Source organism: Mesorhizobium sp. BR-1-1-10 (assembly GCF_020165595.1).
GTDB classification, from domain to species: domain Bacteria; phylum Pseudomonadota; class Alphaproteobacteria; order Rhizobiales; family Rhizobiaceae; genus Mesorhizobium; species Mesorhizobium australicum.
Genome location: NZ_JAIUIL010000018.1, coordinates 1 through 11,354, shown reverse-complemented (window position 1 = coordinate 11,354; position 11,354 = coordinate 1). Strand labels below are relative to the sequence as shown.

The 11,354-nt window shown below is 64.2% G+C and carries 11 protein-coding genes, 1 tRNA gene and 1 pseudogene; 2 read left to right on the top strand and 11 right to left on the bottom strand.

What is annotated here, in order from left to right; translation table 11 throughout:
* Nucleotides 1-16: 16 nt before the first annotated feature.
* The 9 genes from LB555_RS28015 to LB555_RS27975 form a co-directional block, all read right to left on the bottom strand.
* The gene (locus LB555_RS28015; RefSeq protein ID WP_224684260.1) at nt 17-1,432 is read right to left on the bottom strand and encodes an NAD(P)/FAD-dependent oxidoreductase; all 1,416 of its coding nucleotides are present in this window, start codon (nt 1,430-1,432) and stop codon (nt 17-19) included.
* 1 nt (nt 1,433) lies between these two features.
* Nucleotides 1,434-2,300 (bottom strand): PfkB family carbohydrate kinase, encoded by an 867-nt coding sequence (locus LB555_RS28010; protein WP_224585578.1) that lies wholly within the window; start codon nt 2,298-2,300, stop codon nt 1,434-1,436.
* Nucleotides 2,297-3,151, bottom strand: a complete 855-nt coding sequence (locus LB555_RS28005; RefSeq protein WP_224527422.1) for a sugar phosphate isomerase/epimerase family protein — start codon at nt 3,149-3,151, stop codon at nt 2,297-2,299. Before LB555_RS28005 ends, LB555_RS28010 begins: the two co-directional genes overlap by 4 nt.
* 19 nt (nt 3,152-3,170) lie before the next feature.
* On the bottom strand, nt 3,171-4,022 hold the full coding sequence (locus LB555_RS28000; RefSeq protein WP_041163763.1) for a carbohydrate ABC transporter permease: 852 nt from the start codon (nt 4,020-4,022) through the stop codon (nt 3,171-3,173).
* A 5-nt stretch (nt 4,023-4,027) separates the two neighbouring features.
* Complete coding sequence (locus LB555_RS27995; protein ID WP_224527425.1) at nt 4,028-4,987, bottom strand: carbohydrate ABC transporter permease; 960 nt, start codon at nt 4,985-4,987, stop codon at nt 4,028-4,030.
* A gap of 4 nt (nt 4,988-4,991) precedes the next feature.
* Nucleotides 4,992-6,314, bottom strand: a complete 1,323-nt coding sequence (locus LB555_RS27990; protein WP_140665927.1) for an ABC transporter substrate-binding protein — start codon at nt 6,312-6,314, stop codon at nt 4,992-4,994.
* A 37-nt stretch (nt 6,315-6,351) separates the two neighbouring features.
* Nucleotides 6,352-7,365 carry an SIS domain-containing protein gene (locus LB555_RS27985; RefSeq protein ID WP_224684259.1) on the bottom strand — a complete coding sequence of 338 codons (1,014 nt, stop codon included), beginning with the start codon at nt 7,363-7,365 and terminating at the stop codon, nt 6,352-6,354.
* 187 nt (nt 7,366-7,552) lie between these two features.
* Nucleotides 7,553-8,581: a LacI family DNA-binding transcriptional regulator gene (locus LB555_RS27980; RefSeq protein WP_140876579.1), complete on the bottom strand. Its 1,029-nt coding sequence runs from the start codon at nt 8,579-8,581 to the stop codon at nt 7,553-7,555.
* A gap of 79 nt (nt 8,582-8,660) precedes the next feature.
* Nucleotides 8,661-8,736: transfer RNA gene (locus LB555_RS27975), tRNA-Ile, on the bottom strand.
* 135 nt (nt 8,737-8,871) lie between these two features.
* Here LB555_RS27975 and LB555_RS27970 point away from each other — a divergent pair.
* Complete coding sequence (locus tag LB555_RS27970; RefSeq protein ID WP_015316249.1) at nt 8,872-9,582, top strand: SIMPL domain-containing protein; 711 nt, start codon at nt 8,872-8,874, stop codon at nt 9,580-9,582.
* A gap of 168 nt (nt 9,583-9,750) precedes the next feature.
* On the opposite strand, the gene LB555_RS27965 is transcribed toward LB555_RS27970, so the two are convergent.
* Together LB555_RS27965 and LB555_RS27960 are read right to left on the bottom strand one after the other, a co-directional pair.
* On the bottom strand, nt 9,751-10,107 hold the full coding sequence (locus tag LB555_RS27965) for a hypothetical protein (RefSeq protein WP_015316248.1): 357 nt from the start codon (nt 10,105-10,107) through the stop codon (nt 9,751-9,753).
* 264 nt (nt 10,108-10,371) lie between these two features.
* The gene (locus LB555_RS27960) at nt 10,372-10,818 is read right to left on the bottom strand and encodes a YcgN family cysteine cluster protein (RefSeq protein WP_041163697.1); all 447 of its coding nucleotides are present in this window, start codon (nt 10,816-10,818) and stop codon (nt 10,372-10,374) included.
* A gap of 198 nt (nt 10,819-11,016) precedes the next feature.
* Between LB555_RS27960 and LB555_RS27955 the strand changes: the two are divergent.
* A pseudogene (locus LB555_RS27955) lies at nt 11,017-11,354 on the top strand (flagellar motor protein MotB); the annotation flags it as partial.

The following is an 11,354-nucleotide window of genomic DNA, read 5'->3' as shown; positions in this document are numbered from 1 at the left end:
GCGGGTTTAAAGATGCCTAGCCCCCGCCGCCCGGCGTGCGTTCCGACAGGAATCGCGTTAGAGCGCCTGGCGTCCCGTTGCGGATCTCGACGTCGTTCCGGCGCGCGATCGCGGCGCGCACAAGCTTGGCGCCGAGATAGCGGAACGGTTCCGGCGGCATCGTCTTGCGCCGATCGAGCCCCACCAGCCCACTGCCGCTCCAGCGATCCTTCCGTTCCAGAACAAGGCTGGCGAGGACGCGGCCGCCGATTGGGGTCTGGGCAATGCCGGTCCCGTTGTAGCCCATGCCAAAGAAAATGTTGGGATGACCCTTCAAGTGATCGAAGACGGGAACATGCTCCGGCACGCAGTCGATCGGGCCCGCCCAATCATAGTCGATCGGCACTCCTCGCAGTTCGGGGTAGACGCGGGCCAGTTCGCGGATATTGTCCCGTCCGTGTTCGGGGCTGCGGTTGAAGCTTTGGCCGAAATTGCCCGCATAGGCGATGTTGCCGCTGCCGCGGCCGAAGACCACCCGGCCTTTCGGAGTGCGCTGGTAATAGAGGACCTGGCGCTGCGCGTCGCAGATGGAGGCTCCGTCGCGCCAGCCGATCCGGTCGAGCAAGTCAGGGATTTCCGCGGTCGCGACCACCTGGCTCGCGACCACGTAGAGATGCCGTCGCAGTTCGGGCAGCGCCGACAGCCAGGCATTGGCCGCCAGCACGACCTTCTCGGCCCGCACCGCGCCCTGCGCGGTCCGGACCAGGCAGGTCCTGCCGGGCACGATTTCGGTGACGGGGCTGCGCTCATGGACGACCACGCCGCGAGCGATCGCCAGATCGCGCAGGCCGGTGGCCAGCTTGGCTGGATGCACGGTTCCGGCATTCGCCTCGACGACGCCGGCATAGGAGGCGGAAGACCCGGTCCGCTGCTTGATCTCCTCGCCGGTCAGCTGCCGGAAGCGGTTGGCCCCGGCTGCCTCGGTCATCGCGACAGCGCGGTTCCAGGCTCCCTCCTGGGCCGTGGAGCTGGCCGTCCACAGCCAGCCGTCAAGCCGGAGATCCATATCGATCGTGCCGTCGCGCTGAAGTTTCTCCAGCTCTGCGATGGCATCGACGCTATCGGCGCAAAGCGCCCGCCCCTCCTCCTCGCCGACGACGGCGCTGATCTGATCGAGCTCGGCGAACCAGGAATGCACCTGTCCTCCATTGCGCCCCGAAGCGCCGGAGCCGCACTGATCGGCCTCGATCACCATGACGCGGGTTTCGGGAGCCAGGTCGCGGATCCGCAACGCCGTCCACAGCCCGGTATAGCCGCCGCCGACGATCACCACGTCGGCCTGCTCGCCGCCGACCAAGGGTTGGGTGGCCGGGGCAGCGGCAATGTCCTGCAGCCAGAACGACCGATCGGCTGTCGCCGCGACCGCCGGCTGTCTCATCCGTAAAGTGGCCATGTCAGACCCTCGTCTCGCGATTGATCAGGTCGGCATATTTCAGCGGCAGCCAGTCGGGGATGGGGCGCGGTTCCTGCGGGAAGCCGCCGAGATGCGTGCAGGTCCTGCTGGCGTCGAGAGAGGCTTTTTGCATGGCATCGTCGGCATCGAGACCCGCGAAGCAGAACGCGGTGATGAAGGTGGCGATAAAGCTGTCTCCCGCACCGCACGTGTCCACGACGGCGGTCGGCGACGCCTCGACATGGCGAACGCCTTGGCTGTCGCCGAAATAGGCGCCGCGGCTGCCGCAGGTGAGCACGACCTGGCGCGCCCCGGCCGACCGCAGCGCGGTCATGAGGGGCTCGACCGGCACGCTCGGCTCGTCTGGACCGGACGCGAAGACCAGAGGCACGCCCTCCAGCGGCAAGGCCAGATGCGCGGTCGAGACGTCGAGACTGAACGGCACGCGCTCGCGAACCAGGCGGCGCACGAGATCCTCGTTGGCATTGGTGCCCAGATGCACCCAATCGGCTTTCGAAATGACCTGCCAGTTGCGCGGCGCGGGCATGTAATTCTCGCCGACGCCGAAGGATTCGAACAGGAAAGTACGGTCGCCCGACTGGTCGCGCAGCAAGGTTACAGCCGTGTCGCCGGAGATCATCTCGACATCGTTGCGGGACAGCCCGGCGGTCTCGATCTCGCGGAGCGTTATCTCACCTTCAGGATCATCGCCAACGGCGCCGAAATAGCGTGCGCTCCAGCCATTGCGGCGCCATTGAACGGCAACGTTGAGGGCGTTCCCGCCCACCGTCAGGAGGTCCTTGTTGAGATAGACGTCGAGGCAGTTGTCACCGACGGCGACCAGATTGGGCGATGCTCCTCCGGTCATGCTGCTGTCGGCGCCCGCGTCATGTGAGGCTCGATCGCCTTGAGATTGCGTGTCCACGCCGCGACCGGGTCCAGAGCATAGGAGCCATTTCCGAACGGCTCGAAGGTCAGTTTCCCCCGATAGCCCGACGCGGCGAGGTCGTCGAGGTACTGGCCGATCGGAAGCTTGCCGTCGCCCCAGACAAGATGCCCCGCCGGCAGCCCGTCGACGATCTGCACATGCGCGAGGCGCGGCCCGAACAGCCTGACATAGTCGGCCACGGTATCGCCGGCAGTGGCCATGCCGACGGTGTCCAGGACCACGTCCATGGTGTCGGCGCCGATCTGGTCGAGCATTTCGCGCAGGCCCGCCGCATTGGTGACGACGTTGGTTTCGACGCGTTGCAGCGGCTCGAGCAGGCAGCGCACGCCGACCGAGGACGCATGGGCGGCGATCTCCGCGAGCGACTGGGCCGACCGTGCCCACGCCTCTTGCGGCGGGTCGTGTTCATATCCACGCCCGGACGTCAGGAACAAATATCGGGCGCCCAGTTCGGCGCATATGTCCGCCGCGCGGCAGAACCGCCTGACGCTGTCGCGGCGATATGCGCCGTCGCCCGACGCGATGTTGATCGGATAGATCACCTGCTCGGGCGTGAAGCACCAGACCGTCAGTCCGTTCTGCGCAAGTATCTCGCGAACCGATCGAACATGCGCGTCTGTCGCATGAAACAGGTCGAGATGCGGCGCGATGCCCCAAAGCTCGATCTCCTTGAAGCCGAAGCCGCGAAGGATCTCGGCAACGCGCTCGAATGCGTAATGCTGGAAGGCGAAGTTGGCCCCAATCAACTGGTCGACCTTGAATTGCGACATGGATGTCCTTCCCGGTGATTTATTTGCCGATGCCTTCGGAGAGGCCGCGGATGAAGTACCGCTGTGCGGCGAAGAAAAGCAGGACGATCGGCAGGGCCGAGATCGTCATCGCCGCGAAGACGACGCCGTAATTGGTGCCGTTCTTGGACATCAGCGAGGTGAGGCCGACGGGCAGCGTCTGCACCGCCGATCCATTGGTGAAGACCATCGCGAACAAATACTCGTTCCAGGCAAACAGCACGTGCAGGATGATGCAGGAGATGATGATCGGCTGGCACAGCGGCAGGATGATGCGCCAGAAGATCTGCCCCTCGCTGGCGCCGTCGATGCGGGCCGCCTCGTCGAGATCCTTCGGCAGCCCAAGCATGTAGGCGCGGATCAGGAAGGTGCTGAACGGAATCCGGAACGCCGTGTAGAGGATGATCAGCGCCCAGTAGGTGTTGTAGAGGCCGATGGCCTGCAGCATCCGCACCAGCGGGATCAGCGCCACGGTCGGACTGAGCATGAGGCCGCCAAGAACCAGGCCGACGATAAGCGGCTTGCCGGGCATTGGCGTTCGCGTCAGCCCGTAGGCGGTCCAGGCGCTGATCAGCACCGTGCAGATCGCTGAAGCGACGGTCACCAGCAGGCTCGAGACCAGATAGTCGCGGACGCCCCGGTTCCAGGCCTGCACATAATTGCCCCAGGTCCACCGCGACGGCAGCGCGAACGGGTCGCCGAAGATCTGCCCATTATCCTTGAAGCCGTTGAGCGCCATCCAGACCAGCGGATAAAGCACGACGATGCCGAGACAGATCAGGAACGAGTACAGAAAGGCTTTCGCAAGAGCGCTCCCGAAGGCCGGGCGCGCGGTCCGCCCGCTGGCCGCCATCACCGTCACAGCTCGACCCTCCGGCGCCTGGTGTACCAAAGCTGGGCCGCTCCGGTGATCATGGTCACGGCGAAGATCACGGCGGCGATCGCGGCGCCGTAGCCGAAATTGTTCTGGATGAAGCCCTGCTGGTAGAGCCATGTGCCAAGCACCTGGCTGCGGTTGTTGGGGCCGCCGGCGGTCATGACCATGACCTCGTTGAACACCTGGAACGCGCCGGTGATGGTGACGATGATCATCAGGCCGGTCATCTCGCGGGTCAGCGGCAGCGTCACGCTCCACAGCCTGCGCAGCGGTCCGGCTCCGTCCATGACCGCGGCATCATAGAGATCGCGCGGAATCTTCTGGATCGCGATCGCGAACAGGAGCGTCGAATAGCCGAAGCCCTGCCACTGGCTCATCGCGATGATCGCGTAGATCGCCGTGTGCTCGCCGCCGAGCCAGGGCTGGATGAGTTGTTCCAGGCCAATGCGCCTGAGCCCGGCGTTCAAGAGCCCGATATCCGGCTGGTAGATGAAATAGAACAGCAGGCCGGTCACGGTGATCGAGATCGCGGACGGAATGAAATAAATCGCCCGCCAGAAGCGCCTTTGCCGCTCGCTGCCCAGCCCCTCGATCAGCGCCGCCAGCACGAAGGCGCCGCCGACCTGGAAGACGATGGAGATCAACGCGTAGAGCGTGTTGTTCCACAACGCCACCCAGACGACCGGGTCGTGCAGCAGCCGCTCATAGTTGGCGAGGCCGATATTCGTGGTCTCGCCGGTAAAAATATCCTCGTCGGTGGTGCTGACGATGAAGTTGTCGACGATCGGGTAATACACGAACCAGCCGACCAGGATCACCGCAACGGCGACCCACCGGAGCGAGCCCCAGTGGCGGAACCGGCGGCCGGCTTTCGCCGCCGGCTCGCCCTTGGCGTTGCTCAAGGCAGCGCCTTCCATTCTGGCCAGACCGGGATTCGCCATTGGCCTATTTCGATGCCGCGGCCGCCTGCTTGACCTGCTCCATGACCTGTTCCGGCGTCATCGAGCCGCCGGTGAGGGCCTGGAGGCTGGACAGCCAGGCGGAGGCCACGCGCGGCGGGTTCACCGTGTCCAGCCACGGCATCAGGTAGGAAGCGGAGGCGATCTCCTTGAGGCCGGCCACGACGGACGGGTTCATGTTGGCTTCCGACGCCCCGCCGATGGTCGCGCTGGGCTGCCCGTAGGGCGGAGCCGAGAGCACCTGGCCATTCTGCTTGGACGTGACGAATTTCATGAAGTCGATCGCCAGCGGGATGTTGCTGGAGGCGGAACTGATCATGTAGCCCTCCGGCGCGCCTTCGATCGCTTTCGCGTCGCCCTTCGCGCCGTTCGGCACAGGCAAGGTGAAGAAACCCAGATCGGATACTTTCAAAGCGGAATCCGCCGACGCGCTCTGATCGAACTCGATGATTTCCTGGTAGTACATGGCCGATTTCGTGTTGCTGAAGGTCTGGATGGCCGACGAATAGGAGGTGCCGTTCACCGAGGCGCCGCCATCCGTGCAACTGTCGATGAGCTGCTTGTATTGGGTGAGCGCGGCGACATAGCCCGGGTCGCTATAGTCTGCCGTGCCGGGGTCGAAATCCTTCTCGAGTACCGCCTGCGGAACGTCGTAGGCGAGCAGCTGCCCCACATAGTGGATTGCCGGCCAGGCCTCCTTGTTGCCGAAAGAGATCGGCGTCATGCCCGATTTCCGGATCGTCTCGCAGGACGACAGGAGCTCCTCGAAGGTCTTGGGCGCGCTCAGGCCGAGCTTGGAGAACGCCTGCTTGTTGTAGCCCATGAATTTTGCGTCGAGATAGAGCGGAATACCGTAGTATTTGCCATTGTACATGAAGGCCTGAACGGCCGCCGGGGTCAGTGTCTTGCCCCACTCGGTATCGGGCCCGATGACCGGGGTCAGGTCGACGGCGCGATGGCCGCGCACGAAGTTTCCGCCCCAGCTGCCGGTCCAGGAAAAGTAGATGTCCGGGAGCGAGTTCGACGCGACCAGCGTTTTGGTCTTGTCCTTGACGCTGTCGTCGCTTTCCTGGATGAGTTCGACCTTCACGCCGGGATGAAGCTTCTCATAGTCCTGGGCGACGCCGACGAAGTAGGGCGCCAGCTGCTGCGCGCCGAATTTCGTCAGGACCGACAGCGTTCCCTGGTAATCGACCTTAGCGTTCGGATCGGCCTGGACCGCCTCGGCGCCGATACCTTGTCCCATTGTCAGACCCAGTGCCGATGCCGCGGCAAGCGCGGCGATTGCCGCCTGTGTTGAATATTTCATGATCAGTTCCCTTCTTCGTTTTTATGAGGTGAGGTGATCAGTATTCGACGCGCTTGTAGTAGCGGCGCGTCGTCAGCGGGTGATCGCGCAACACTTCCAGATGCGCGCTCACCCGTTCCAGCAACGTCGCAAGCACGATCGGCGAGATCAGCTTGCGGACAGCAGGCGAGATACCGGGCAGTTCGACCGACGCGGCATCGAGAACGTGCACCTTGTCGGTGTATCGTTTGATGAAATTTTCGACGCGATCACCCAGCGGACGGCTGGCATCTTCCCCCTTGAAGAGGAATACGCTCACACCCGGTTCGACCAGCTCCAGCGTGCCGTGGAAGAAGTCGGCGGCATGGACCGGTCTGGTCCTGATCCACTGCATCTCTTCCAGAATGCACATGCCGTAATAGTAGGCTTGCGGCCAGACGGAGCCGGCGCCGGTGAAGATGTGATAGGTTTCGTTCTTGATCGTGTCGGCGAGTTTCGCCGCGCTGTCTTCGTAGGCCGCCTTTGCCCCAACCAGCAGTTCCGGCAGTCTCTTGAGCTCGGCCACCGTGGCGTCGAAGTCCTCGTATTCGCCGCGCTCCGCCAGCAGTGCCAGCACGATCAGCAGCGACTGCAGATAGAAGGACTCCGAAGAGGTGTCGTCCTCCGCGAAGTTCGTGAAGGTGAAATCGGCTTCCCTGGCAAGTGGCGTGTCGGAATGGCCGGTGAGCGAGAGCGTGCGCACGCCTCTCTGCTTCAGGAAGGAAAGCAGCTGCACGCTTTCCCTGGTCGTGCCCGACAGCGACGGGATGACCACGAGCGACTTCCGGTCCAGCCCGGCGGGCGGATCAAGCACGACCTGCGCCGGATATTCTCCCCGCACCGGGAAGCTCGTACGGCGCTCGGCCAGCTCGATCGCTGGAAGGGTCAGAAGCTGCACGCCACCGGTCCCCATGAAATAGAGCCGCTCGACGCCCTCGCCGAGCAGCCGGTGCATGAGCGCCCTCGCCTCTCCGGCGAAGGAGACGGCTCCGCCCTGGATCTTGATGAAGCGGTCTTTGTCAAAGTTGAGCATGCAGGTCTTCCTCGTATTTTCGCCGCGGCAGGGCGTCCGCTCGTTGCAGGCACCGCCGGCGATCGCCGCGGCCACCATCGATCCGGCTGATTGTGAGATCGATCTCACATATTTAACGCACGCATTTCAGAGGTTGGCAAGTCCCCTGCCGGACGAATTCGCGGAAGAGCCTATTTGGATCGGGCGATCAGCGCCCGTGCAGCCGCGAGACCGAGCCGCGAACGATGAGACGGGTCGGGAAGCGCGTGTGGCGCGGGACCAGCTTCTTGCCGGCCAGGCGGTCGAGCAGCATTTTGGCGGCAAGCGGCCCTATTTCGGCTGTCGGCTGCGCAATGACGGTGATCTGGGGATCGGTGAAGGTGGCGAGGTTGAAATCGTCGAAGCCGACCAGCGAAACATCATGCGGGATCGACAGTCCCATCGAGCGCAGGCCGAGCAACGCGCCTTGGGTCATCAGGCTGTCCACGGTGAACAGGGCGGTCGGACGATCGCGGCGGCTGAACAGTCGAATGGTGGCTTCGACAGCATGTTCCACGGTCGAGCGTGATACGCTGACCAGCGACGGGTCGAGGGCAATGCCATGCGCTGCAAGCGAATTCTGGTAACCGGCAAGGCGCTCCTGCGCGGTGAAGATGCGCGATTCGTCCCGCAACAGGCCGATGCGCTCATGGCCATTGGCAACCAGGTAGTCCACGGCCGCGCGCGCACCGCCTTCATTGTCGACGACGACGCTGTCGCAGTGCACTTCCTTGACGACACGGTCGATCAGCACGACCGGCGTGCCCTCACGGGCGAGCTGCACGATATGCTGGCTGTCCGTCGCCGAGGTCGGCGCAAGAATGAAGCCACGGATGCTGAGCGAACGCAGGCTTTCGAGCAGTTCCTTTTCCTGTTCGACATTCTCTTCGCTGCTGGCGATCAGAAGATTGTGGCGGTGCCTGCGCAGTTCCGCCTCGATATCATGGGCAATGCGCGCGAAGAACGGATTCTGGATGTCGCCGGGAATGAAGCCGACGATCGGCAGCTGCCCGCTGCGCAGGGCCTGCGCGACGAGGTTGGCGCGATAGCCCAGTCGCTCGGCGGCTTCCAGCACCCGCAAAGCCGTCCCGTCGCCGACGTAACCGTAACTGTTGAGCGCCCGCGCCGCCGTGGCGCGCGAAACGTTGGCCGCGGCGGCCACGTCTTTCAGGGTGATCCCTTTCTGTGTCACGATCATTATGCTCCCGGGACGGTAATATCCCGTTTGGCGAACCCGCGGGCGAACTTGCCCGTACGCTATTGGTAAATAACAACAATGGTGGGCCCGGAGGGACTCGAACCCCCAACCAAGCGGTTATGAGCCGCCGGCTCTAACCATTGAGCTACAGGCCCCACGCGGGCTGGATTAATGTTTTTCGCATCGCGGCACAAGGCTTTCCCGGCGGGCTTTCGCAGATCGCCCAAATCAACCCATAATCGCGCTCTACGCGCTCCCCTGCGACTTGATCGCAGACCAAGGAGATTTTCATGACCAGACATCTTTTGCCCCTCGCGCTCGCCGCTGCAATCGCTTTTCCAGCGATGGCTGGAGCCACCGATCTGCCGACGCCGCCCCGCATCATCGTATCCGGCGAGGGCGAAGCAACCGTGGCCCCCGATCTGGCGGTGCTGACGCTCAGCGTCATGCGCGAAGCCAAGACGGCGCGTGCCGCACTCGACGCCAACAATGATGCCATGGCCGCCGTGATTGCCGCGATGAAGGCCGCCGGCATCAAGGATCGCGACCTGCAGACCGCGGGCATCCAGATCACCCCCCGCTACAACTACACCAACAAGCCGGACGGCAGCCAGGAGGCCGAACTCGTCGCCTATCAGGTGACCAACACGCTCTCGGTGCGCGTGCGCGACGTCGACAAGACAGGCGAGATCCTCGACAAGGCGGTGTCGCTCGGCGTCAACCAAGGCGGCGGCATCGCCTTCACCAATGACAATCCGGCGGCCACCGTCACAGAGGCCCGAAAGAAAGCTGTCGCCGACGCCATGGCCAAGGCCAGGACGCTGGCCGAGGCGGCCGGGGTCAGCCTGGGCCGTGTGCTCGAGATCACCGATCAGAACATCAGGCCGGCGCCGATGCCGATCAACGCCAAGGCATTCGACGCCGCGGCCGGCGCGGCGCCGGTACAGGCCGGCGAGAACGCCTACAATGTCCAGGTCACCGTTACCTTCGAACTGAAGTAGGCGGCGCTGGACGCCGTGGCCGAGCATTGCTTGGCCACGGACCTGCTCAAGAGAGACCGCCGCGGGCATTAAAAACCCCGCGGAATCGCTCCCGCGGGGGTTTCGGGCCACTTCTTTCCCTGGGGAAAGGGGCTCCAGACCTTCACAGACGGTCCACGCCTGAGATTCTCAGCGGTTGATGACCGGGCAACCGCGCTCGTTGGCGAACACGATGACGACGCGGTCGCCGTACTGACGGCCCATCACCTTGACCACGCGGCGGTTGACATCGACGATGCGGGCACGGTGCAGCCCCATGCGCTCGGCCTTGTCGAGGGCGCGGTCCGGCGAGCAGCCACGGCGCCAGTCGTCGCGGCGCTCGTCCCGGCGATGGCGATAGCCGTCATCGCCGGCATAGACGCCGAAGCGCGGATCCTGGTTGTTGCCGAAGCCAAGATAGAGGCTGTCGGCATGGGCGGGGATGGCCGCCAGCGTGCCGAGGCCGACCAGAGCCGAAAGCGCTGCCGTCTTGATGGTGGTGTACATGGTTCTCTCTCCTTGTTGCGGGCTTGCGCCCTCCTCGTGAAACCGATGGCGGGAGAATGCACCGGCCTGTCTGAACTATTTACGAACTGCCCGTTCATCCGCGGTTCATGTGGCGCCACACGGCAAGGCGCCGACCTTTCAAATCTCTCGCCGGCCAAATCCCTTACCGGCCAAATCCTTGCCGGCATTCTACAATATCGCGTCAGGCGCCTTGCCCTCGCACGGTTTCCGACAGGCAAACTCCTGACGATCTACCTGCGCGCGTCAGGGCTCGTCGTCGAGCATAAAGTCAAAATAGTCTTCCGGCTCGGCCAGGTCGGTCTCGCTCGCCTTGACCCGGCCGCGCATGGAAATGCCGGCCTCGTGCACGGTCTCGGCACTGCCGGAAACCAACCGATGCCACCAGTAGAGGTCGCGGCCCTCGGCCACCAGCCGGTAGGCGCAGGTGCTGGGCAGCCAGCTGATGGTGCGCACATTCTGCGGCGTCAGGCCGACGCAGTCGGGAACGCGCGCCAGCCGGTTGGCATAGTCCGCACAGCGGCAGCTCTCGGCGTCGAACAGCCGGCAGCCGACGCTGGTCCAGTAGATTTCACCGGTGTCCTCGTCCTCGAGCTTGGACAGGCAGCACTTGCCGCAGCCGTCGCAGAGCGATTCCCACTCGGTGGGGCTCATCTCTTCCAGCGTCTTGGTCTTCCAGAACGGGGTTTCCATTTCCGGCATGTGGCCCCAGCCGCCGCCAAGGTCAAGCGCGGCGACAGCCGGAATGAGGCTGCAAAGGGGGCCGAATGACATGAAGTTGCCTTCAAAAGGTCGGCCAATAGCCCTGTACAGCCCCTAACGATGGGCAACTGGAACCAATTTCGTTAAAAGCGGTTTCGGCAAGGATGGGACCCCACAAGGAGAATTTCGATGAAACGCCAACCACGGATTCTGGCAGGCACAGCCCTTGGCCTGTTGATGGCATCCGCGCCGTTAGGCGCGTCCCCGCTTCAGGGGACAGCCGCGTTCGGCCCCATGCAACGCGGGGGGACACCGCTGATCATCCTGGCGCAGGACACCCCCACCGACCAGGGACAGGGCGACGAGGAACAGCCGCGCAAGAAGAAGCGCGAGCAGCAACAGCAGACCGAGACCGCTCCGGCCGCGCAGCAGCCCGCCCCCGCGGCTGAAGAGCAGCAGCCGCGCAGGAAGAAGCGCGACCAGCAGCAGCAGGCCGAGCAGGCGCCCGCCGGCGAGGCCGCGCCCGC